The organism is Paenibacillus sp. EB106-05-06-XG162, from assembly GCF_058791655.1.
In genome coordinates, this window is the sequence record NZ_JBYTDT010000014.1 from 43,886 (window position 1) to 68,331 (window position 24,446).

20 protein-coding genes are annotated in these 24,446 nt (G+C 50.5%); 17 read left to right on the plus strand and 3 right to left on the minus strand.

The window, feature by feature from the left end:
- Positions 1 to 17: 17 nt before the first annotated feature.
- The gene (locus tag AC3WU2_RS23500) at positions 18 to 1,031 is read right to left on the minus strand and encodes an electron transfer flavoprotein subunit alpha/FixB family protein (RefSeq protein ID WP_492457425.1); all 1,014 of its coding nucleotides are present in this window, start codon (positions 1,029 to 1,031) and stop codon (positions 18 to 20) included.
- An 11-nt stretch (positions 1,032 to 1,042) separates the two neighbouring features.
- Positions 1,043 to 1,816 carry an electron transfer flavoprotein subunit beta/FixA family protein gene (locus tag AC3WU2_RS23505; protein WP_492457426.1) on the minus strand — a complete coding sequence of 258 codons (774 nt, stop codon included), beginning with the start codon at positions 1,814 to 1,816 and terminating at the stop codon, positions 1,043 to 1,045.
- Positions 1,817 to 2,005: 189 nt separating this feature from the next.
- On the opposite strand from AC3WU2_RS23505, the gene AC3WU2_RS23510 reads away from it, so the two are divergent.
- The 7 genes from AC3WU2_RS23510 (at position 2,006) to mgrA (ending at position 12,925) form a co-directional block, all read left to right on the plus strand.
- Positions 2,006 to 4,189, plus strand: coding sequence for a (Fe-S)-binding protein (locus AC3WU2_RS23510; RefSeq protein WP_492457427.1), 2,184 nt, complete (start codon positions 2,006 to 2,008; stop codon positions 4,187 to 4,189).
- A gap of 28 nt (positions 4,190 to 4,217) precedes the next feature.
- A complete protein-coding gene (locus AC3WU2_RS23515) occupies positions 4,218 to 6,623 on the plus strand; it encodes a 3-hydroxyacyl-CoA dehydrogenase/enoyl-CoA hydratase family protein (RefSeq protein WP_492457428.1) in 2,406 nt (801 codons plus the stop codon).
- Positions 6,624 to 6,668: 45 nt separating this feature from the next.
- Positions 6,669 to 7,850: an acetyl-CoA C-acyltransferase gene (locus tag AC3WU2_RS23520; RefSeq protein WP_492457517.1), complete on the plus strand. Its 1,182-nt coding sequence runs from the start codon at positions 6,669 to 6,671 to the stop codon at positions 7,848 to 7,850.
- 36 nt (positions 7,851 to 7,886) lie between these two features.
- A complete protein-coding gene (locus tag AC3WU2_RS23525; RefSeq protein WP_492457429.1) occupies positions 7,887 to 9,668 on the plus strand; it encodes an acyl-CoA dehydrogenase FadE in 1,782 nt (593 codons plus the stop codon).
- 15 nt (positions 9,669 to 9,683) lie between these two features.
- A complete protein-coding gene (locus tag AC3WU2_RS23530; protein WP_492457430.1) occupies positions 9,684 to 11,381 on the plus strand; it encodes a long-chain-fatty-acid--CoA ligase in 1,698 nt (565 codons plus the stop codon).
- 45 nt (positions 11,382 to 11,426) lie between these two features.
- Complete coding sequence (locus tag AC3WU2_RS23535; RefSeq protein WP_492457431.1) at positions 11,427 to 11,852, plus strand: PaaI family thioesterase; 426 nt, start codon at positions 11,427 to 11,429, stop codon at positions 11,850 to 11,852.
- Between the two features lie 86 nt (positions 11,853 to 11,938).
- Entirely contained in the window at positions 11,939 to 12,925 is a 987-nt protein-coding gene (gene mgrA / locus AC3WU2_RS23540; RefSeq protein ID WP_492457432.1) for an L-glyceraldehyde 3-phosphate reductase, read from the plus strand.
- Positions 12,926 to 12,992: 67 nt separating this feature from the next.
- Here mgrA and AC3WU2_RS23545 read toward each other — a convergent pair whose 3' ends face one another.
- Complete coding sequence (locus tag AC3WU2_RS23545; protein WP_492457433.1) at positions 12,993 to 13,769, minus strand: thermonuclease family protein; 777 nt, start codon at positions 13,767 to 13,769, stop codon at positions 12,993 to 12,995.
- A 486-nt stretch (positions 13,770 to 14,255) separates the two neighbouring features.
- On the opposite strand from AC3WU2_RS23545, the gene AC3WU2_RS23550 reads away from it, so the two are divergent.
- The 10 genes from AC3WU2_RS23550 to AC3WU2_RS23595 all read left to right on the plus strand — a co-directional run bounded on the left by AC3WU2_RS23550 (position 14,256) and on the right by AC3WU2_RS23595 (position 24,430).
- Positions 14,256 to 15,269 carry a sugar phosphate nucleotidyltransferase gene (locus tag AC3WU2_RS23550; RefSeq protein WP_492457434.1) on the plus strand — a complete coding sequence of 338 codons (1,014 nt, stop codon included), beginning with the start codon at positions 14,256 to 14,258 and terminating at the stop codon, positions 15,267 to 15,269.
- Between the two features lie 276 nt (positions 15,270 to 15,545).
- Positions 15,546 to 16,691, plus strand: a complete 1,146-nt coding sequence (locus AC3WU2_RS23555; RefSeq protein WP_492457435.1) for an AAA family ATPase — start codon at positions 15,546 to 15,548, stop codon at positions 16,689 to 16,691.
- Positions 16,684 to 17,928 carry a TadA family conjugal transfer-associated ATPase gene (locus tag AC3WU2_RS23560; protein WP_492457436.1) on the plus strand — a complete coding sequence of 415 codons (1,245 nt, stop codon included), beginning with the start codon at positions 16,684 to 16,686 and terminating at the stop codon, positions 17,926 to 17,928. The genes AC3WU2_RS23555 and AC3WU2_RS23560 overlap by 8 nt, the downstream gene beginning before the upstream one ends.
- Positions 17,929 to 17,940: 12 nt before the next feature.
- Positions 17,941 to 18,831 carry a type II secretion system F family protein gene (locus AC3WU2_RS23565; protein WP_492457437.1) on the plus strand — a complete coding sequence of 297 codons (891 nt, stop codon included), beginning with the start codon at positions 17,941 to 17,943 and terminating at the stop codon, positions 18,829 to 18,831.
- A gap of 36 nt (positions 18,832 to 18,867) precedes the next feature.
- Positions 18,868 to 19,746: a type II secretion system F family protein gene (locus AC3WU2_RS23570; RefSeq protein WP_492457438.1), complete on the plus strand. Its 879-nt coding sequence runs from the start codon at positions 18,868 to 18,870 to the stop codon at positions 19,744 to 19,746.
- A gap of 36 nt (positions 19,747 to 19,782) precedes the next feature.
- A complete protein-coding gene (locus tag AC3WU2_RS23575; protein ID WP_018756414.1) occupies positions 19,783 to 19,971 on the plus strand; it encodes a Flp1 family type IVb pilin in 189 nt (62 codons plus the stop codon).
- Between the two features lie 6 nt (positions 19,972 to 19,977).
- Positions 19,978 to 20,679, plus strand: a complete 702-nt coding sequence (locus AC3WU2_RS23580; RefSeq protein WP_492457439.1) for a TadE/TadG family type IV pilus assembly protein — start codon at positions 19,978 to 19,980, stop codon at positions 20,677 to 20,679.
- A gap of 35 nt (positions 20,680 to 20,714) precedes the next feature.
- Positions 20,715 to 23,003, plus strand: a complete 2,289-nt coding sequence (locus tag AC3WU2_RS23585) for a hypothetical protein (protein ID WP_492457440.1) — start codon at positions 20,715 to 20,717, stop codon at positions 23,001 to 23,003.
- 36 nt (positions 23,004 to 23,039) lie between these two features.
- Positions 23,040 to 23,984 (plus strand): TadE/TadG family type IV pilus assembly protein, encoded by a 945-nt coding sequence (locus AC3WU2_RS23590; protein ID WP_492457441.1) that lies wholly within the window; start codon positions 23,040 to 23,042, stop codon positions 23,982 to 23,984.
- Positions 23,981 to 24,430 carry an A24 family peptidase gene (locus tag AC3WU2_RS23595; protein WP_492457442.1) on the plus strand — a complete coding sequence of 150 codons (450 nt, stop codon included), beginning with the start codon at positions 23,981 to 23,983 and terminating at the stop codon, positions 24,428 to 24,430. Before AC3WU2_RS23590 ends, AC3WU2_RS23595 begins: the two co-directional genes overlap by 4 nt.
- The last annotated feature ends 16 nt before the right edge of the window (positions 24,431 to 24,446 follow it).

Genomic DNA, 24,446 nt, shown 5'->3' on the forward strand with positions numbered 1-24,446 from the left:
GTCCGCAAATCACGGCCTTATGCCTCATGCTCCAGAAACTCACGGAACGCCGTAGTCAGCAGCGGTACTACCTCGAAGAGATCCCCGACGATGCCGTAGTCGGCCACCTTGAAGATTGGCGCTTCGGGGTCTTTGTTCACCGCGATAATGACGCGCGATCCGCTCATCCCGGCAAGATGCTGGATCGCGCCGCTGATGCCGCAGGCGATGTAGATCTCCGGCGTTACGACCTTGCCGGTCTGGCCGATCTGCAAGCCATAATCGCAGTAGCGCGCGTCGCAGGCGCCCCGCGATGCGCCAACGGCCCCGTTCAAGACGGAAGCGAGTTCTTCGAGCGGCTTGAAACCGTCAGCACTCTTCACGCCGCGTCCTCCGGAGACGATGATCTTCGCTTCGGACAGGTCAAGCGTACCGTTTGTCTTGCGGACGACATCGCGAACGATGGTACGCAAGGATGGCGGGGCGAATGCAACCTCGAGCACTTCACCGGAGCGGGAGGAGTCTGGCGTGCTGAGCGGAATATTATTTGGCCGAATCGTGATTATCGAAGGGGCTGCCGATGTTCCGGTAAAGACTCGTTGTTCTACCGCTTTGCCGGCATAGAGCGGACGCGTGCAGAGCAGCTTGCCATCCTCGTGCTGAATCGCCGTTACATCTGAGATTTGTCCGGCTTGCAGCGTTGAAGCTAGACGTGGAGCAAGATCACGGCCGACCGAAGTATGCCCGAAAATGATGAACTCCGGATTCGCCGTGGACACGACCTGCTGCACTGCGCCCAGATACAGCTCCGCATGATACGCTGCAAAGTCCGCATGCTTCAACACATATACTCGATTCACGCCATGCGCGAAGAGACTTCCTGTATAGCGCTCTAGAATATCTAGCGATGTATCTACCGGAACGAGCAGGCAGCTTGCAATTTCCGAAGGAGCTGTCCCCGCGATTTTCACTGCCGCGCTGACCGATTCTAAGGCAACCTGACGCAGCTCGTGATTTCGAATTTCTGCAAATGTAAGGATTGTACGACTCATGTTCTTCCCTCCTAGATCACTTTGGCGTCTTGGCGCAATCGACGAATGAGGTCCGCGGCTTGGGCTGCCAGATCGCCTTGCAGAATAACCCCTGCCTGTCTCGACGGAGGCAAGGATAACGATACCCTCATCGTTCGAGCTTCAAGTTCCTGCAGCGAAATGCCTGGAATATCGTCCAGTGACAGCAGCCTGAACGGTTTCTTCTTCGCCTTCATAATGCCCGGCAGCGTCGGATAGCGCGGCTCGTTCAACCCCTGCTGCGCCGTGAAGAGTGCGGGTAGCTGAACATCGATAATCTCCGTATCCCCTTCCGCATCGCGGTGAACGATTGCCTCTCCCGCCGCTGAAATATCCAGCTTTGTAATCGATCCAATATGCGGTAAGCCGAGCTGCTCCGCGATCCGAATCGCCACTTGCCCTGCACCGTTGTCAACGGAAAAATTGCCCCCGAGGATTAGATCTGCCCCTTGATCGGTTAAGAACGCAGAGAGCACTTTGGCGATTGCCCACTCATCCTGTGGAATTCGTGGATCATGAATCAATACAGCTTCATCTGCCCCCATCGCTAACGCTGTACGAAGGGCTTCCCCGGCTCGTTCAGGTCCCACCGATAGCAGGTTAACCTTGCCGCCATGTTGCTCGACGAGGCGAATCGCCTCCTCAACGGCATATTCATCATAAGGATTGATGATCCATTTCACACCAGCCTCGGAAATCCCGCCGCCCGTGAGCACAATTTTCTCCTCGGTATCAAACGTCTGTTTAAGCAATACCCAAATATTCATCCTATGTTCTCCTTTCGCCTTCATTGCCTCAGCCGAGAGTAACATCCTCTTCGTAAGTTTATTAATTGAACACTGCTAAAATACCGCTTATCCAAATTCATTTTTCAATCTTACTGGACATATACAAGTATTGAGGATCGCAAACGTGACGACAGACCACTTGGGAGCAAAAAAGAGGAGGGATAGCCTATGAACCCATCCATTGTGCGCCTGCTGATCGCGATAGCAGTAGCTGCCTATGCGGCTTCACTTTTCGGCGTGGTCGTGTACAGGCGATGGCAATATATCCGGCTCGGCAAACGGATGGAACAGCAGACCCGCGATGGTGCGGCGCGTAATGGATTTGCAGCACAGGTCTTCGGTCAATCCAAGCTGCTCAAGGATTGGCGCAGTGGGGTGATGCATGTTGTCATTTTCTATGGTTTCGTCATTGTGCAGTTTGGAGCGCTCGACATTCTGGTCAAAGGTGTGGCGGGAGGGGGAATTCCTTGGTTCGAAGCAGCGTGGTTCACCTTAACGCAAGAAGTAACTGTTGGACTTGTGCTGCTCGCTATCCTCTACGCGGCCTATCGGCGGTACATAGAGAAGCTCACGCGGTTGAAACGAGATTTTAAACCGAGTCTGGTTGTGTTTTTTATCGGTACCTTGATGTTGTCGGTCGTAGCGTTCTTAGGGTTCGATCGGGTTCACAGCAATCTGGATGGATCGCTTGCCGCCCCGCTATCCTCTGCAGCAGTTTGGTTATTCGCGGGCCTTTCTTCGAATGCCGTCAGCGTGTGGATGGAAGTGAGCTGGTGGGTGCATTTGCTTACTATTCTTGCTTTTCTCGTGTATGTTCCGCAGTCGAAGCATTTCCATATTATCGTTGGACCTGTGAACATCTGGCTCCGGAGAAAAGGACCGCCGGGACGGCTCGTAAGGCTCGATTTGGAGGACGAAAACGCCGAGACGTTCGGGGTGGATCAGATTGAACAGTTCACGCAGAAACAGCTATTGGATCTATATGCCTGTGTGGAATGCGGTCGGTGCACCAACGTGTGCCCAGCAGCGAGTACAGGGAAGCTGCTCTCACCGATGCATCTGATTACGAAGCTCCGCGACCATCTCACTGAAAAAGGCGCCGCAATGACATCGAGCTCCGCATGGGTTCCTGCTTTTGCGTTCAATAGCTCCGGTGTGCACAAGATGACTGGGGAGTATGCACCGATCTCTTTTCATACGGAACCTCATCTCGCTGTGAATATCAAACCGACGATGTCTGCACAGAAGCAGGCATGGCATGCGGACCCGGCTGCGTCAATCGATTCGGTCCAGTTGATCGGCGATGTCATAACGGAGGAAGAAATTTGGGCGTGTACCACCTGTCGGAACTGTGAAGATCAATGTCCTGTGGATAACGAGCACGTGGATAAAATTATTGATCTGCGCCGCCATCTCGTGCTCATGCAGGGTAGTATGCCGCATGACGGCCAACGAGCGATGCAGAACATTGAGCGTCAGAGCAATCCATGGGGTATGAGTCGGATGGATCGAGTGAAATGGGCCGAGGAATATGCAGCGAAAAGGAAAAGCGCCGATCCGGATTCGTCTCACGAAAACAAGCAGCGTGTGAGAACGGTACAGGAAAATCCGGGTTTCGAATATCTTTTCTTCGTGGGCTCGATGGGGTCATATGATATTCGCTCACGGCGAATTACGGAAGCCTTTGTGCGACTTATGCAGGAAGCAAATATAAATTTTGCAATCCTCGGCAATGAAGAACGCAATTCAGGCGATACGCCGAGACGGCTCGGGAATGAGCTTCTTTTCCAACAATTATGTCAGGAGAATATTGCCGTCTTCGAGAAATACGGTGTGCAGAAAATCGTAACGGCGTGCCCTCATACCTACAATACCTTCAAGCATGAGTATCCCGATTTTGGCCTGAAGGCCGAGGTGATTCATCATAGTGAGCTGCTCGCAAGATTAATTGAATCGGGAGCGCTTATGCCGCAGCATGCTTTGAAAGAGCGAATCACATATCACGATTCTTGCTATCTCGGACGGTACAACGAGGTGTATGATCCGCCGCGAGCGATTCTGCGAGCGATTTCAGGGGTCACGCTGCTCGAAATGGAGCGGTCCCGGGAGAATGGAATGTGCTGCGGCGCAGGCGGGGGTCGGATGTGGATGGAAGAGACGGAAGGGAAGCGGGTGAATATGGCTCGAACCGAGCAAGCGCTCGCGGTATCGCCGACGATGATTGGGTCTGCCTGTCCGTATTGTCTCACGATGTTGTCGGATGGGACGAAGCAGCAAGGTGTGGAAGAGCAGGTGCGGGCGATGGATATTGCGGAAATTTTGGCGCTCGCGGTATTTGGCAATGAAGTGTAGTGGTGAGTGAAGTGGAGGGATGGACGAAATGACAAGAATGATTCGAAGAGCAGCGGTGTTAGGCTCCGGCGTTATGGGGGCTGCGATTGCTGCACATCTCGCGAATGTGGGCATCTCGTGCTTATTGCTCGACAGAGTACCAGAATCACGAACGAAGGAAGAGGAGGCAAAGGACCTGAATCCGGCCTCGTCTACATTTCGCAATCGGCTCGCAGCGGATGCGGTGGCTAGGCTGAAGAAGACGAACCCGTCACCGCTCTATAGTCCGGAATTCGTGCAACGGATTCAGATTGGGAATATCGAGGACGACCTGCGTCAGCTTGCGGATGTCGATTGGATTATTGAAGTGGTAACAGAATCATTGCCGATCAAAAAAGGGCTCTACGCACGGCTGGAGCAAGTCTGGAAGCCGGGGACAATCGTGAGCTCGAATACGTCGGGTATTTCCATTCGCGAGATGATCGCGGATTGCGGTGAAGCGCTTCGTGCGCATTTTCTCGGGACGCATTTCTTCAATCCGCCGCGGTATATGAAGCTGCTGGAGATCATACCTGGGCCGGATACAGATCCAGAAATTCTTGCGTTTATGAAAGGTTTTGTAGAGAAACGGCTTGGCAAAGGTGTTGTGCAGGCGAAGGATACGCCGAATTTTATTGCTAACCGGATTGGGACGTATGGGCTGCTCGTGACGCTTCAAGAAATGGAGCGCGGGGGATATTCCGTGGAGGAAGTGGATGCGGTAACAGGACCTGCGTTAGGTCGACCGAAGAGTGCTACGTTCCGAACGCTGGACCTGGTTGGCCTCGATACGTTCGTGCATGTTGCGAATAATGTGCATTCGAATTTACCAGATGATGCAGTGGTGGAGAAATCGGTATTTCATGCGCCGCGTGTGCTGACGGAACTCGTTCAGCGAGGATGGATCGGTGAGAAATCGGGGCAAGGGTTCTATAAAAAGGTAAAGGGGGCTGACGGAAAATCCGTCATTGAGGCGCTCCAATTGGAGACGTTGTCCTATGAACCTTCACGCAAGATTACTTCCGCATCTCTCGAAGCTGCGAAGAATGCGAAGGGCGCCCGTGCACGAATTCGCGCGCTGCTCGGAACGAATGATACGTATTCGCAGCTCGCATGGAATATCGTGAAGCCTGTGTTGATCTATGCGGCAGAGAAGGTCGGGGAAATTGCAGATTCCATCCTAGAAATCGATCAGGCGATGAAGTGGGGGTTCAACTGGGATCTCGGGCCGTTCGAGACATGGGATGCGATTGGAGTGAAAGCCTCGATTGCTCGGATGGAGGCTGAAGGGACGACGGTTCCAGCGTGGGTGATGGAATGGGTGGAGCAAGGGCATGACACGTTCTACCAGCAGCAGGAAGACCGATTGTTCTATACCAATCAGCAGGCATGGAAAGGGATTGATGTGATTCCAGAATGCATCTCCCTCGCACAGCTGAAGCAGCAGAAGAAGGTCATTCGCGGAAATCCGGGGGCCAGCTTGATTGATCTTGGCGACGGTGTCGCTTGTCTTGAATTCCATTCGCCGAATAATGCCATTGGCGTGGATATCCTCACGATGATTCAGCAGAGTGTTGATGAGGTTCGTAAAAATTGGCGCGGGCTTGTGCTTGCGAATGAAGGCAAGAACTTCTGCGTCGGTGCCAATTTGATGCTCCTGCTCATGGAAGCGCAGGACGGCGAATGGGATGAGGTCGATAACATTATCCGCACCTTCCAGAACACGATGCTGAAGCTCAAACGGCTTGAGAAACCTGTCGTTGCGGCGCCGCATCGGATGACGCTTGGCGGAGGTGTCGAAGCCTGTATGCCAGCGGATCAGATTTTGTTCGCGGCGGAGACGTACTTCGGACTTGTAGAGACAGGTGTAGGCCTAATACCAGCAGGCGGCGGCTGCAAAGAGATGGCGCTTCGGGTCAGTCGATCCGCGAAAGACCGTGATGATGATGTGCAGCCGTTCATGAATAAAGTGTTCGAGACCATCGCGCTCGCCAAAGTCTCGACAAGTGGCGATGATGCGCGTAATTTGCATTTCGCTCAGCCGAATGATCGTGTCATCGTGCATGCCGATTATCGCATCTATGAAGCGAAGCAAGCGGTTCTGGCGATGGATCGGGGAGGATATCTACTTCCACCGGAAGAGCCGATTCGCGTGCTTGGTGAGGATGGCTCTGCCGTGATGCAGCTCGGTGCGCTGCAAATGCATCAAGGCGGCTACATCTCGGATCACGATCTCTTAATCGCAAAGAAACTTGCCCATGTGCTGGCTGGCGGCCATGCACCGGCTGGCTCGCTTGTATCCGAACAATACATGCTCGATCTAGAGCGGGAAGCCTTCTTAAGTCTGTCAGGCGAACCGAAGACGATGCAGCGGATTCAATACACACTCTCGAGCGGGAAGCCGCTTCGCAACTAACGGGATGAAGAGGGAATGAGACGATAGAAAGTGAGGTGAACGATGATGCAGGAGGCTGTCATCGTATCGATCGCGCGTACCGCGGTCGGAAGGGCGAAGCGAGGAAGTCTGGCACAGACGCGGGCGGAAGATTTGGGGAAAACGGTATTAAATGCCGTCGTAGAACGAGCGCCGGGGTTATCCAAAGGAGATGTCGAGGATATCATCATCGGATGTGCGATGCCGGAAGGGGAGCAGGGATTGAATTTCGCCCGGATTATGGCGCAATATGCGGGATTTCCCGTATCGGTTCCTGCACTCACGATTAACCGATTCTGTGCATCGGGCCTGCAATCCATCGCGTTCGCGGCGGATCGTATTATGCTCGGAGAAGCGGATGTCGTGATTGCTGGCGGCGTGGAGAGTATGAGTCATGTGCCGATGGCGGGATTCAGACCGTCTCCGCATCCGCAGATTGTCTCGGATCTGCCGGGCGTATACATGGCCATGGGGCATACCGCTGAACAAGTAGCGAAGCAGTTCAACATTAGCCGTGAGGACCAGGATCGCTTCGCGGCGAATAGTCACCGGAAGGCGGCTGCAGCGTTAGCGTCAGGGAAGTTCGAAGATGAGATTGTCCCCCTAGAGACGAAGCTGCGTCATGTAGATGAACGTGGGCAGCTCGTTGAGGACGCGATTGTGTTCGATCGTGATGAAGGAGTAAGGCCGGATACGTCCGAAGAGGTCCTGGCGAAGCTGAAGCCGGCATTCGCAGCCCGAGGAACGGTCACAGCGGGCAATGCTTCACAGACCAGCGATGGGGCCGCGGCGGCTGTCGTCATGAGCAGAACAAGAGCCGAGCAGTTGGGGCTTAAGCCGCTCGCGACATTCCGGGCCTTCGCGGTTGCGGGAGTTGCCCCGGAAGTGATGGGCATCGGCCCTGTCGAGGCGATACCGAAGGCGCTCAAACGCGCCGGAATCGAGATCGATCAAGTCGATCTGTTCGAGATTAATGAGGCATTTGCTTCGCAATGCATCCATATTATTCGAGAGCTTGGCTTGGACGAATCGAAGGTCAATGTCAATGGCGGAGCCATCGCATTAGGTCATCCCTTAGGCTGCACCGGATCGAAGCTGTCTGCGAGCCTAATTTATGAACTGAAACGACGTGGCGGCGGGATTGGTGTCGTGTCGATGTGTATCGGCGGAGGCATGGGGGCTGCGGGTGTATTTGAAGTACATGAATAGATCGATTCAATACATTGCATACATGGAGGGAGAAAGATGGGGAAAGTGATCGATCGTATCATCGGCGGCAGCTTCGTGATTGAAGATATTTCGCCGGATCGGATTGTAACACCGGAAGATTTTACCGAAGAACAGCGCATGTTCGCGGAGACGACCAAGCAATTCCTGCAGACGGATGTTCTACCGCAGGATGAGCATCTGGAGAAGCTGGACTATGACTTGACGGTGAAGCTGATGCGCAAGGCAGGGGAGCTCGGATTGCTCAGCTCGGATATCCCGGAGATCTATGGGGGACTTGGGCTGGATAAAGTCAGCTCTACCATTATTAATGAAGTGCTAGCGGGAGCCTCCTCCTTTGCACTATCTGTTGGCGCCCACGTCGGGATTGGAACCCTTCCAATCGTATTCTTCGGTACGCCGGAGCAGAAGAAACGTTATCTGCCTGATCTAGCCACTGGGGCGAAGATCGCGGCTTATTGCTTGACGGAGCCGACATCGGGTTCGGACGCGCTCGGTGCGAAGACGACTGCTAAGCTGTCCGATGACGGTCAACATTACATCTTGAACGGTTCAAAGGTATTTATTACGAATGCGGGTTTTGCGGATTTGTTCATCGTATATGCGAAGGTGGATGGCCAGCACTTCTCCGCCTTTATTGTAGAGAAGGATACACCAGGCTTCACCCTCGGACCAGAGGAGAAGAAGATGGGGATCAAGGGCTCCTCGACGCGCCCGTTATTTTTCGAAGAAGCGCATATCCCAGTAGAGAACCTGCTTGGCGAAGTAGGCAAAGGGCATCTCATTGCGTTCAACATTCTCAACATTGGGCGGTTCAAGCTTGGTGCGGGCTGTCTCGGCGGGGCGAAGGAAGCGATCCATATCGCGGCTCAATATGCCAATGTTCGGACCCAATTTGGTAAGCCGATTGCTTCCTTCCCACTGATGGGGAAGAAGCTCGCAGAGATGAACATTGCGACGTATGTCATGGAGAGCATGGTCTACCGCACGGCAGGATACATCGATCATATTCTAAGCGATTTGGATCATACGAGTCCCGATGCAGGGAAGCAGTCGGCCAAAGGGATATCGGAATACGCACTCGAATGCTCCATCAATAAAGTATTTGCTTCGGAAGCACTCGACTTTGTCGCCGATGAAGGCGTCCAAATTCATGGCGGCTACGGCTTCATCCAAGAGTACAAAATCGAACGGATCTATCGGGATTCGCGGATCAATCGGATTTTCGAAGGAACGAATGAGATCAATCGGCTCCTCATTCCAGGAACCTTGCTGAAGAAAGCGTTGAAAGGCGAGCTGCCGCTTATTCAAAAGGCTGAAGCCTTACAATCGGAGCTGCTGCAGCTCATTCCAGGGCAGACCTTCGACGGCGTGCTTGAACAAGAACGTCATTTGCTCAGTATGGCGAAGAAAATCTTCTTGTTTGCCGGTGGCGTTGCAATTCAGAAGGTGGGAACGCGGATCGAAGCCGAGCAAGAGATTCTGAGCAGTCTCGCTGATATGATGATTCAGATCTATGCACTGGAAAGTGCGCTGCTGCGCGCCGAGAAGCAGGTCGCCCGGTCTTCTGAGGCGGAATCGATGAACTATATTCAAATGACACAGGTGTTCGCGCAAGAAGCATTCGAACGGATCGAATCCGAAGCGAAGATTACACTCTCGACCCTGGAGTCTGGCGATATCCTTCGGACACAGCTGTCGATCTTGAAGAAGCTGACGCGCAACACCCCGGTGAACACGACGCAGCTTAAACGGGCGATCGGAGCTCGGGTCATTCATGGGGAGAAATACCAGTCTTAATCCATTAAGGAAGGGATGTGTTCAATTTTGCATTCATCCAAGGTTTGGTTAAGGCATTATCCGCAAGAAGTCGCTCCATCGAATGATTATCCGAATCAGAACATCGCTCAATTTCTGGTCGACTCCGCAACGAAGTTCAGGAGTCGTCCCGCCATCGATTTCATGGGCAAACGAATGACGTACGGCGAACTGTTATGTGAATCGAATCGCTTCGCGAACGCCCTACTCACGTTAGGCATCAAGGCAGGAGACCGCGTTGCGATCATGCTGCCCAATTGTCCGCAGATGGTGATCGCCTACTTCGGCATTCTCTCCATTGGTGCAATTGTCGTTCAGACGAACCCCCTCTATATGGAGGGGGAGCTGCGGCATCAGATGCAGGATTCTGGCACGAAGGCGATCGTTACCCTCGACTTTATGCATCAGCGCGTACTCGCCGTAAAGCCGCAGACATCCATACAACATATTATTGTAGCCTCGCTGAGAGATGTATTGCCTGTTCCAGTCAAGTGGCTCTATCCCATCAAAGCGAAGAAAGACGGCCAGAATTTATCGGTCACTTACAATAGTTCCGTACATTCATTTCGCAAGCTGCTAACGGGGGCCTCTCCCGTGTTTGAGATGGTGCAGGTGAATGCCGATGAAGAGCTGGCCGTTCTGCAATATACCGGAGGAACGACGGGGGTTCCCAAAGGCGCCATGCTCACCCATAAGAACCTCATTGCCAATACGCTTCAAATCGCGAGATGGTTCTATCGCGCCGAGTTTGGTCAGGAACGTTATCTCGGAGCACTTCCATGTTTCCATGTATTTGGCCTTACCGTGATTTTGAACCAATGTGTGTATTCAGGAGGCATGCTGCTCCTACTGCCTCGATTCGAAGTCAGTCAAGTGCTGAAGACGATCGATAAGCTTAAACCGACAATTTTTCCTGGGGCACCGACGATGTACATTGCACTCATCCACCATAAGGATATTGCTAAATATGACCTGTCCTCGATCAAAGCCTGCGTGAGCGGATCCGCGCCGCTGCCGATTGAAGTGCAGGAGACGTTCGAAGCGTTGTCCGGCGGCAGACTGGTTGAAGGGTACGGACTGACGGAAGCCTCGCCTGTGACTCACGCGAATACGGTCTGGGAGAAGCGTAAAATCGGAACGATCGGCATACCGCTGCCCGATACGGATGCCAAAATCGTCGATCCCGAGACGGGAGAGGAGTTGCCGATAGGTACCGTAGGCGAAGTGCTCGTCAAAGGCCCACAAGTCATGAAGGGATATTGGGGGCGACCGGAAGAGACGGCGCAAGTGCTGCATGACGGATGGCTCTATACCGGGGATATGGGCACGATGGATGAAGATGGTTTTTTTGCAATCGTGGATCGGAAAAAGGATGTCATCATCGCCAGCGGGTTCAAAATATATCCGCGCGAAATCGACGAAGTGCTCTTCGAACATCCGAGCATTAAAGAAGCGATTGCGGTCGGCGTCCCGGATGATTACCGCGGCGAGACGGTCAAAGCCTACATTGTGCTGCGGGATGGGGAGTTCACGTCAGAGCAAGAGATTACCGCATGGTGCCGCGAGCGTCTAGCCACTTATAAAGTGCCGCGGTTGTATGAATTCCGTGAATCACTACCGAAGAACATTATCGGAAAAGTGCTGCGCCGTAAGCTCTTGGAGGAAGAATTGAATAAGACCCCGAAAGGGAAATAGCACGGCACAAGTGCTTGCTCGGTTGGATGCAGGGAGGTGCGTAGGATGGATATGAATGAGGCTGAACGGGAGGCCTATATTGCGAAGATTGCGGAGGCAGCTGAGGAGACGTTCTGGGGGTATCTTGGATGCCAGCTGGAGTCGTTGTCTCCAAAACAAGCCGTCATTAGTCTGGAGGCAACAGCGCATCATATGAATTTAATCGGTATGGTGCATGGCGGTGTGCTGTCTTCTTTACTGGATAATGCGATGGGGGTATTAATTGCTACACTTCTGCCAGGTGCGAAGACGGTAACGACGAATCTGAATGTTCATTTTGTCGCCCCGATGTATGCTGGGAAATTGATCGTAACTGCAGATTTATTACATCAATCTCGCAAAATGTTAACCGTCTACGGCTCAATTACGGATCGTGAAGGTCATCTTGGTTCGATTGGGACGGGGACGTTCCGGATTATTTCCGGAGACTAAGGTATTATTTGACTTTGCCTCCGTAAGACTTTACCATTTTGTTGAAGAAGCATGTACTTCAATACGATTCATGGGAGGCAAGTACAATGACTTATCAAGCAAATCATGAGCGTTACAGCACGATGAAATACAATCGATGCGGCAAATCCGGTTTGAAGCTGCCTGCAGTCTCATTAGGCATGTGGCATAATTTCGGCGGGGTGGATACGGAGGAGAACGGCAGAGCGCTGCTGCGCAGAGCCTTTGATCTCGGCATCACTCACATTGATCTAGCGAATAACTACGGACCGCCTCCGGGTTCAGCGGAGTCGATGTTCGGTCGGATGATGCAGAAGGATCTAGCGCCGTATCGGGATGAATTGGTCATTTCGACGAAAGCCGGGTATTACATGTGGGAAGGGCCGTATGGGGAATGGGGTTCGAAAAAATACCTCGTATCTAGCCTCGATCAGAGCTTGAAACGGATGAACCTGGATTATGTCGATATATTCTACCATCATCGTCCAGACCCAGATACACCGCTGGAGGAGACGATGGCTGCGCTCGATTTGATCGTTCGTCAAGGAAAAGCGTTGTATGTGGGCATCTCGAATTACAATGCCGAGCAAACAGCGGAAGCGGTTCGAATCCTACGCGATCTAGGAACGCCGCTCTTGATTCACCAGCCTTCCTATTCGATGTTCAACCGTTGGATTGAAAATGGTCTGCAAGATGTACTTGAGGAAAATGGCGTAGGCAGCATTGCGTTCTCGCCGCTTGCTCAAGGACTGCTAACGGATCGTTATCTGGATGGTATTCCGCAGGATTCTCGTGCAGGCCGTGGCGGTTTCTTGAATAAGAAAGACGTGACAGAAGCGGTCATCGAGAAGGTGCGTAAGTTGCAGCAGATCGCGGCCAGACGTGGTCAGTCCTTAGCGCAAATGGCGCTATCGTGGGTATTGCGCGGTGGACGCGTGACGTCGGTTCTGATCGGAGCGAGCCGTGTGCCGCAGTTGGAGGAGAACGTCGCAGCGATCAATCATTTGGAGTTTAGCAGCGATGAGTTAGCGGAGATTGAAGCGATTTTGAAATAAATTGAATGCCAAAAGATCCCCAAGAGGCCGAATTGCGGCTTTGTACTTGGGGATCTTTTTTTGTGTTTTAACGCTTTGCTTTACGGAATCCAGCTGCTTCGGCGTCTGCCTCAGAGCAGAACATTTCCTCTGCTTTGGTCGATTCGTACGATTGACCACCGGGAACATGATAGATTTTATCGCCCTTGCTACTGATATTGCCTTTAATCGTCGGTTTCTTGCAGGAGCCGATGGAAGGCTGATTTGACTTCGAGCTGCTGCTGTCTTTCGTTTGGGCTGAAGGCTTCGAATTCTCGCTGGCCTTACTATTCTTCTTCGCAGCTGAATCATCGAATCCGCGATCCGTTGCATAATTTTCGATGCTCCAGATGCCGAGCTCTGCCTTCTGCGCTTTGGATTGAATGGCGCGGAATGGATCGACGTATTTCACATTCGGCGGGTAGACGTAAGCGACCCGGGCAAGACCTTTTTCGAGTAGCAGTTCATTGAACATCTTGCCATCGATCCAGACATAGGCGAGTAGTCGTCCGTACTTATCGCGTTCCGAGACATCGAATTCCAGTTTAACGCGCTGATTCGAGAGGGTTTCTTTGGCGAACTTCGATGCTTCGGGGCCAAAAGGCTCCACTGGTTTGGATGGATGTACCGTCTCCGGTGTATCGACGAGCAGGAGGCGGATACGCTCAGTTTTGCCGTTGAATTCGACATCCAGCGTATCGCCATCCACGACCTTCACGACTTTCGCATTGGTATCGTCAGCGGATGTAGAATTTGTACTACAACCAGCAGCAATAAGAACAAACGCTAGTATAATGCAAATGAGAAGAGATAAGTTTTTTTTCAAAGCAATAGGCACTCCTTATGTCATTCATATGTATGTAGACTTAAGTATGGCGCAGAAATAACGTCATTGGCAAGCGAACAAAGGCTTAAAAGTGCTGCTCAATGGCAGAAATTGATGAACCAGGAGTACATAAAATTGGGTGAATGGATTGGGGGTATGCCTTTCCAATCGTTCTCAACAAACATAATATAATGGAACACGAGGGTACAAACGATGAGCGACGGAGAGGGGATTTCGAATCGAGCCATGAGCATGACTTGAATAATAAAATCGCCCATTTTGCCGGAGATATTAAATGCTGGGATGTTCATCATGTCTAGACGAAAATCCGTTAAGTAGACGAGACGTAGAAGTGTGCTTGTCACTAGAACAATGGAAAGAAAACGGCGATGCACAGTGAGATGCTGATCAAACCTGGCTAGACCTATTCCTGCGAATAAGAATTGCCCATAACTACGGCCGGGCGTGGGTTTTTAGGAGGCTGCTATGAAAGGACTAATATTATGTGCGGGTCAAGGAAAGAGGCTTCAACCGTTCACCTATGCAAGGCCAAAGTGCATGATTCCGGTAAACGGAGAACCTATTATTGTATCGATTATTAATAAGATGATGAGTATAGGCGTTCATGAAATTGGTATCGTCCTGAACACATCACAAGAAAGTGTTCGAGAGCTATTAGGCAGCGGAGAAGCTTATGGGGCAACGCTCACTTACTTGCTGCAAGAAAAAGCCTTGGGCATCGCTCATGCTGTGAAAAGTGCCCATTCGTTTATTAAGGATGAGTCCTTCTTCCTGATGCTTGGCGATAATTTGATCGAAGGGGATCTTCAGTCGCTGATCGATTTGATGAGCGATGGAAAATCTGCTGCCGCACTTCTTCTCACTCGCGTGGAGAACCCGAATGATTTCGGGGTAGTCGAAGTTTCTAATAACAAGATCGTGAGGTTGGAGGAGAAGCCCAAAGTCCCTCGATCTGATCTTGTAATTGTGGGTGCATATGTGTTCAGCAGCAGCATATGGAGTATCCTTGATCAACTTGTCCCATCCAAGCGGGGGGAGTATGAATTGTCTGATGCATTGCAGATCCTGATTGATCAAGGCCAGCATGTAGATTATAGCATAACAACGGAACCATTCTTTGATATAGGAAGCCCTGAACGCTGGCTCAGCGCAAATCGTTACAAAATGAGTAAGGATAAAATGGAAAGAAACAGTGAGCATTTATTTGGAAATACCGATGTCGTCATTAACCCACCTGTACAAATTGACCCCTCAGCCCAAATAACCCAAAGTGTAGTCGGGCCTTATGTATATATTGGTCCAGACTGTGTTGTGGAGAACTGCCGTATTGAGAACAGTATACTGACTGATCACGTCCAAATCTCTCATGTGTTCGCGCAGGATAGTATATTTGGCTCTAACACCAAATTTGCCGGTTCCGTAAATAAAACGAAACCATCCAAATTCATCATGGGAGACATGTCAATCGTCAAGGACTGAATGTACACTTACATTCTTGACAGTTGGAAATAAATGTGCTATTCTGGCGTTAAATATAGAGCAGATGAACGGAAGCACCGTCATCAATCGCAGATATCCTGCGGTTGGTGGCGGTTTTTTTGCGTTTCGGTGAGAAAGGAGGGTTCCGCTTGCAACGATGGGTACTTCAGACGGCGGTGTTCATGGCTGTGATTGGTGTCGTGTGTTGTATTGGCGGTGTGCTCAAGATGGTAGGGGCGATGTGATGACGAACAGATACGGAAGGAAGGAGATCACATGAAGAAATTAAACCTTGTTTTGGCCTCTGCGGATCGTGAATATGCGGAGATATTCATGCATTATGTGCAGTCTTCGGAGTTCGTGCATGATGTGATGATGAAGTCGTTCACACAGCTTGAATCCTTCCGATATTACGTGCAGCATGAGCCTTCGGTAGACCTCATCATAGCGGAGGAGGCATTTCTAGCAGGGGATAGTACCGCGAATTGTGCTTGTACGATTCTGATCTTAAGTGAGGACACCAGGGGACAGGGGGCTGCGGAGGCTGGAAAGAAGATTGGTAAATACCAGCCGCTGCATGTGCTGCTCTCCTCCTTATTGTCACGCTATGGCGGAGAGCGGATTTCGAGCTCGGCGAACGGGGGCAATGCAGGGCGCACGAAAGTTATTTCGGTTTACTCCTCTATTGCCGGGATGGGCAAGACGACACTTGCGCTTAATCTGTGCAAGCAGCTGACGCTGCAGGGACAGCGCGTGTTCTACCTTAGTCTGGAGATGCTGAATGGTTCGGCACTCATAATGGAGCCCAGTCGAAGCCCACAGGCCGTTGATTCCGACAATCGACTGTCGAAGCTCCTGTATTATTTGAAGGCGGGGCGCCGCATGGAAGAACTGCTCGCTGAATGGAACGGGATGAAATCGAGGGGACCGGCGATGAGCTTTGATTATTTTGAGCCGCTGCATAATTTGGATGAAATGAAACAGTTGAATAAGGCGGATACTTGCCAACTGCTTGATCTGATCCTGCATACGGGTGCCTATGATACGGTTGTCATGGATTTGGATTCGGCGTTAGAAGAGCGGACTCTTGCAGCATTGGAGCGTTCTGATCAGCTGTTCTGGCTCATTCAAGATGATGCCTTGGCGATATGGAAGACGGAGCAAGTGCTTCAGTATTTGGAGCTTCATCAATCGAGCCAAGAGGTGTCGGCGCTGCTGCATAAGACCTGCTTTACAGTTAATAGATTTGTCGGACAAATGGTGAATGCAGTTCGTTCTCCGCGTATTCGCGTGGGGGCCTATCTTCCCTATATCGCCGCATGGAAACAAATCGAGCAGCCGCATGTTTTACTGCAAGCAGCTTCCTTTCAATCTGCTGTCATGAAATTATGCGCTGATGAAGGGATGATGCAGCATGGATGATCAAGAGGCATGGGTAGCATCAATCCGCCAGACCGTCCGAACGGGTTTGAATTTATCCGGCTCAACGAGTGATGACGAGTTGTACAAGATGATCGAACAAGCCGTGTTCAGATATGAACTTGCTCCAAGTTGGACGGCGTCGGAGAAGCAGCGAATTGTTCGCCGGGTGTACTACACGTTTCGCGGTTTGGACGTACTTCAGCCTTACGTGGAGGACCGCCGCATTACAGAGATTATGATTAATAGTCATGAGGAGATCTTTATTGAGGTCGATGGGGAAGTTCAACGTGCCAAGGTTGTCTTTGAATCGCAGGAGCGGTTAGAAGACATCATTCAGTCGATTGTTGCGCAAGTGAATCGCGTCGTGAATGAATCGTCGCCAATCGTCGATGCACGGCTCAAGGATGGATCGCGTGTCAACGTGGTTCTGCCGCCGATTGCGCTGAAGGGGCCAACGATGACGATACGGAAATTTCCGGATCAGCCAATGACGATGGATGATCTGGTCGCGAAGAGGGCACTGACTTCCGAGGCGGCACAGTTTCTCCAGCAGCTCGTTCGTGGCAAATATAACATTTTTATTAGTGGGGGAACGGGTTCTGGGAAGACGACATTCTTGAACGCGTTGTCTCAATATATTCCTAGCGATGAACGGGTTATTACGATTGAGGATTCCGCGGAGCTGCAAATTCGTACCGTGCCGAATCTGGTTGCCTTGGAGACGAGGAATGCGAATACGGAAGGCAAGGGAGAAATCTCGATCAGGGATCTGATTCGATCCTCACTAAGGATGCGTCCGAACCGAATTGTTGTTGGGGAAGTGCGGGGTGCTGAGGCGTTAGATATGCTGCAGGCGATGAATACCGGCCACGATGGTTCCCTGTCCACCGGGCACAGCAATGGCCCACAGGATATGATTAGCCGCTTGGAGACGATGGTGCTGAGTGGTGCGCCGCTACCAATAGAGGTTGTCCGTCAGCAGATTTGTTCTGCGATCGATATTATCGTTCACCTTTCTCGTCTTCGTGATCGATCCAGACATGTGATGGAAATTAGCGAAGTGATAGGACTTGAGGAGGGGGAGGTGGTACTACGACCATTATTCCGATTCCAAGAAGAGGGGGAAGAGGCCGGTCAAGTAAAAGGTGAACTGCGTGCGACAGGACATGGATTACAGGATATGAGTAAGCTTCAGATGGCAGGCCTACTGAACGAAGACGATCAACTAAAAAGGTAGAGGGGGAGATGGATGAACGTACTTGTTTTGGCATTGGTAGCTGCGATCGCGACAGGAGGATTTTTCGTTGCACAGGAGCGGATGCGAAGACGACGGTTGAAGGTTGCCGGTGTTGATCTGGAAGTGCCCTCCGTGCAAATTGATAGGCAAATGCCTGAAGGATTAACGATCTACACGGCGTACAAGCTGTCTCGGATACAATGGCTGACGGCGTTTGTTGCGGCAGGATTGATCTTCGGTATCGTAGGTTACTTGTTCTATCACAATCTCGTAGCTGCAATCCTGTGTTTTGGCGCAGGTGCTCTATATCCCAAATTCCGGCGTGAATCCTTGTTACTAAGGCGTAGAACCGAGCTTAGTCTGCAATTCAAGCAGGCGTTGTACTCGATTTCATCATCGCTCGCTGCAGGAAGATCCGTCGAGAATAGCTTTCATGAGGTGATTCAAGACTTACAGCTTTTGTATCCCGATGCGAATACCGATTTGATCCGGGAATTCCGCATTATCCGTTCACGCTTGGAGAATGGGGAGCCGATTGAGCAGGCTTTACTTGATTTAAGCCAGCGGGCGGGCATTGAAGATATTACGAATTTTGCCGAAGTGTTCTCTGCTTGCAAACGTACAGGTGGCGATCTCGTTGAGGTTGTGCGCCGAACGTCGAATTTGATCGGGGAGAAGATGGACGTGAAACAAGAGATTGCGGTGATGGTAGCCCAGAAGAAATTCGAATCCAAGATTATTATGCTGGCTCCGGTGGGGTTCCTCGCTTTCTTGAATATGAGCGCTCCCGAGTTCATGCAACCGATGTATCAAGGGTTTGGATTCGTTATATCAACTTTTGTTCTGGTGGGATTAGTGGCTTGTAGTGCTTGGATTCTGAAGATTATGGATATACGTGTATGACATGATATTTCCCCTGGTAAAGGAGGTTGAATGGAAATGCCGACCCTAGGATGGGGAATGATTGCGTTGCTGCTGTTTCTTGGCTGGGGCGTGTGCGCGCTGCGCGCAGGGGGGCGGTTCAAAGAAAGAATTCCTGCGTCTGTTCCGAATATGAAGCTGCTGCAAGTTGCATCTCCAATGCTTTATTTACTGGAAGAAATCCGATGGATCGAGCGCATTCCAGCGATATTTTACCGTATTCAACGCGCTATGCAGGTGTTGTATGGAAGTCAGGTATCGGCCTTGTATAGTACGTTGTTCATGGCGGAGATTCTGAACTATGCCTTCTTCATGCTTATATTCGCCTGTCTGCTTCCCATGCTGACGGATGGTGGCTTAGCTGGGTTTGGCGTAGGACTGATGCTTGCGGTACTGCTGCCTTTGGCTCAATTGAAAGGATTGGACAAGCGTGTGAAGAACAGGGAACATGAGATTTTGCTGGAATTGCCGGAGTTCTTGAATCAGATGATCTTGCTGGTAGATGCGGGGGAGACGGTTCAACGAGCGCTCACATTATGTGTGGATCGCAAGAGGTCGCAAACATCGCATCCGCTATACAAAGAATTGATTCAGATGATCCATGAATGGAGCGGGGGGTATTCCTTCCAGCAATCCTTTGAACAGTTCAGCAAGCGATGTGCCTTGCAGGAAGTCTCGATCTTCACGACCACCATTATGCTCAACTATCGAAGAGGAGGGGGTGAATTTGTCGTTGCCTTGCGCGATTTGTCCCGAATCCTATGGGAGAAACGGAAAGCAGTAAGCCGAGTGCGAGGGGAGGAGGCCTCATCTAAGCTAGTGTTCCCAATGGTTGTTGTATTTTTTCTGTTGCTGGTATTGGTATGTACCCCGATCTTCATGATGATGAGTGCATGAGTGTAAGGGATTAATAACGATGAGGAGTGTTGAGGGATGTTGAATGTAGGAAAATCGCTAAAGGCGGTCTGGAAAGAGGAAGAAGGTCTTGGGACGGTTGAGATAATCTTTATTATTGCTGTGCTCGTAGTCATTGTTCTTATTTTTAAAGATAAGATATCGGAACTGATTGATACGTTGATGGGGAAAACGATGGATGAAACGGATAAGCTGTATCAGAAATAAGTGGATATGATGCGTAACTTTAGACAGCAAATTAACAAGTTGAGACAGGAAGATGGCAGCTTCACCGTCGAGGCGTCGATGTTGTTCCCGTTTATATTCATGATCATTATTGGACTGCTATTCTTCTGTCTCTATACCTATCAGAAAGTTGTCCTCGTCTATATTGGATCGGTGTCCGTGGAACGAACGGCGTATAACTGGGACAATTCTTCGAAAGAAGCAGCGACAGGCGTCTTCCAATATGGTCAATTTGATGGTTTGTATTGGCGGCTTACGGATGATCAGACGCTGGATGTTCTATTTGGGTTAACGGGGCAGGCACAAGGAACTTCCTATGAACTTCATCGTTCAGGGAGTGAGGTGAACAGTCTGCCTACGCGTAAGATGGCGGGCGCCTCTGTCGCGGTTCCAGCAGCGATCCAAGGGACGATGCAGTATCAGAACCAAGGCTGGAGACGTTCGGTGACGGTGGATGTTCTGAATCCGCTCCGATTTAAGCCGCTAGAATGGATGATGGGCAGACAAGTCTCTTTGCAGACGCAGGTTAGCAGTTCCGTTGTCGACCCCGTTGAATTTATTCGAACCGTTGAGCTGGTTCGCTATTACGGTGCGAAGTTCAAGAATGCGGGAAGCGGAGGCGGATCGCCCGTAACCCAAGAGCAAGCACGAGAAGTGCTTGAGCAGCAGCGAAGTAAAGGTAAGAAATAAATTGCTTGTCATTTGTGGAAATGAGGGGGAGAGACATGCGCAAGCAGCGATGTAAGAACAACAACCGCTTGAGCATTTTGCTCCCCTTTCGGGAGCTGCGGGATCAGCAGCATGGCACTGTAACGGTATTTCTCATTATGATTGTGGCCATTATTTTTATGTTTATTGCGGTTTTTATAGATTACGCCCGAATCGCAGCTTTTCAATTCCAGACAGAACAGCTGGCGAAGTCGGGTATGCGTTCAGTGATGTCAAGTTATGATCCGATTTTACAAGAAAAATACGGTTTATTCGCGCAAGGTGGAACAGATTCTAATGCATTGCTCGCCGATTCGTTGAAACAGGCAACCGGGATACAATCCCTCAAAGGGTCAGCTGTTCGACTATTAGATATTGTTCCAGATACACAGAGTATCGAGGGCAGTAATCAGTTAGGGCGCTATCCCATATTTGAGCATCAGATCCAGGAGGATATGAAATACAAGGCGCCGATTGACTTTACCCTTGAAATCATTAATCGATTGAAGCCGATGTCGCAGCAGATGAAGGAAGCGTCACGCACGACAGATTTACTCGTATCGCTCCAGAAGCAATATGAGAAGCGAGAGAAGCTGATGGATGAGGTGCTTCAAGCGCAGCAGCGGGCCAGCGAGCAAGTATCCCGTACCAATTTTGATGTCCGCTATGTTGGAGGCAATGGTCAGTATAGCATTGCAAATACAATGGTAGGAACAATCAGTCGAGCTGTCGATATTGCCGCGCAATATGAAGACTATGTTCGGATGAAATATGCGGATTCGATAAGAGATGAAGATGAATCGCCGGCATATTCGGATGAGACCTCAGGGTATGAGGAAGATGTTCGCTCGTTCCAGCGTGATTTTAGAGAGCTTGTGGATCGAGTACAGCGGCAGCATCGTGAAAAACTGCAAGCGGTGCTTCCGAAATTTGCAGAAATCAGGGCACTTAATGAACAAATGAAGCGAACCATTGCCGAAGCTAGAGCACAGAACAAAGAGGCTTACGATCAGGTAGAGAATGGTCGCACACCGAGTGGCGGACTTTCAGAACTCCCGAGTGATACTTCAACGGCGATCGAAGACATACGTAATCAGGTGGATCAATTGATTCTACCGGATGAATTCATTCAGCAATTTGAACGTGAAGTTCAAGGTCAGATCCAAGCCTTTGAACGTTTTGAACGAGTAAGTCAGGATTTTGATTCTATCGTATCGTCGGCTGTGCCAAGTACTACAGGAAGCGCCTATCCACTGAAGCAAGCAGTAATACGACTGAGCCAAGCAATTAATGACTATTTGAATGCCTATGTGAGGCATGGTGGTGTTAATGTCCTGCAAGCAAGGGAGGCAGCTATTCAGGCCTACCGCAGTTCGGATGCCGAGCGGAAGAAGGCGGAAGCGAAGTCCAAGGCGAAGCTGGGTGAAGTAGTTGGTCTTCTGAAGAAGCTGAAAGAAGTAGGAGCTGGAGCACAGAAGGGGCAAGAGCAATTCAATCAGTTACGGCACTTTTATGATGATAACCTGAATTTCAATGCTCGTGCGGAACAGGAAGCAAGTCAATCCAATCTAAATGATCAACCCGAAGATGCGAGCAAGGATTCCATGTCGATGATGGATGACTTATATGGCGGAATGGCGGGGATGTTGATTGGTATGCGTGATGAATTCTATCGAAATGAGTATGCGGTGAATCGGTTTACGAGATTTGAGCCCGAGAAGCTGAAAGACCTCTTCACCTCGAAAGATATGAGTGATCAATTGGTGGATGCGCTGCAAGTGCCGAGCCAAGAGCTGGAATATATCCTCTATGGATTTCATCACCCAGGTAGTAATCTAGCGGCTTCCTATGGTGAAATTTTCAGTGTGCGACTTGCGATTCGAACAATGGAAGGACTTGTGGAATGCAGCCGGATGGGTAATCCTCTTCTGATTCTAGCAGCAGCAATTCTCTATGGGGTCGAACATGCAATTCAGGATATGCTCGAATTGGTGAATCACGGGGATATCGAAATGTCCAAATATGTACCTGTCCGTCTGACATATAAAGACTATCTCCGGATGTTCCTCATGCTGCACAGCCGGAACGAAGCAATGATGTCCCGTATGCTGGCCGTCATTCAATTCAATACGAAAATCAATCCGAACGAGAGAGTGACGACAATCGAAGGGGATGTAAGGGCGTCCATACGGCTGTGGTTCCTGCCTGGTGTCATGAAGACGTTGCGATTAACACAGTTTATCTCCCAAGGGGAAGTGGAAGGGAGTCGCTACTATATAACCAAAAAAGCAGCCTTTACCTACTAATATGTAACTCAACATTTGCTCCAAAGGAGGCGAATCATGTTACAGCAACTCCATAAGAAGATGCGGCGCCAAGAGCATGGGAGCATGACGGTTGAAGCTGCCATGGTTCTGCCTATCTTTTTGTTTTTTGTTATTTTTCTAATCTATATGATCCAGATGGTATATACGTCAATTGCGCTGCAATTAACCGTCTCGAATACGGTCAAACAGCTGGCGACTCATCTGTATCCTGTTTCTATTGTCATGGACCGAGCTACAGCGGCACAGGGGTCCGAGACAGGTGGCGGGGGAATGCTGACGATGGAAGAGGTAGCAGAGACGTATAACCGGATTCTTCCACCTCCGATTGGGGATTGGGTGAAGAATACAGAGCTATATCGTCGCACCGAAGATGCGCTCTATCAAGCCGCTGGGGATACACTCGTGAAGCCGCTGCTTAAACCTTATCTTCAGGATGCCATGCTGCGTGAGGAACGAATTCATGTGACACGATTTTCGTTCCCGAATTTGAAGAAGAAAACCCCAACTTTCGTTGCTCTAGAGCTTTCGTATACGATGCCGATGCGAGTCCCGTTCCTGGACAAGGAGCTGGTCATACAGGCGAGAGCGGCAGAACGGGCATGGATTGGTGATACCTCGGGTGCAGGCACGGGAACGGGTTCGGAAGGGACAACGGGTCAACCGCAAATCGTCGGGATGGAACCGAATCCGATGAAGCCTGGATCCAATGCTACAGTCAAAGTGAAGGTACAGCCGAATCAGACGGTTCAAGTGGTCGTTTACTATAAGAGCGGTAAGAGTACGGCGAAATATTTGGGTGAGAAGACGGCAGATGCAGAAGGCAACGTAGAGTGGACATGGCGTGTATCGGGTAATACGACCAAGGGAAGTACGGTCCAGATTGTCGTTGAGACAGTCGATGGTCAGAAGTCGGAAATGCAGGTTCAAGTTCAAGAATCGATGAAGGAGGGTAAGGGTTGACGATTATTGTAGCGGTATTATGCGCCATTTATTTAGGTATTGCTTTTTATACGGATGTGACGCGTTCGAAAATCCCGAATCGATTGACAGTGCCGATTGCCATTCTTGGGCTGGGGCTTCATGCCGTGACGGAAGGATGGGCTGGATTCTTATATGCAATCTATGGTGCGGGAGCGGGATTTGCAATATTATTCGTACTATATCTGTTCAAAGCGGTTGGAGCCGGGGATGTGAAGTTATTCGCAGCACTCGGAGCGGTAACAGGCCTGCAATTTACGATGCAATCCTTGATGTATTCCGTCTTATATGCAGGAGCAATTGCTGTGGTCATCATGCTGATTCGGCGGAGAACGTGGATATCTTTTGGAGAGGGGAAGATGCTGAAATTCCCATTTATGTATGCTGTGCTGCCGGGTGCAGTTACCGCATTTCTATACATGCCTTAACGTGAGAGGAGGAATA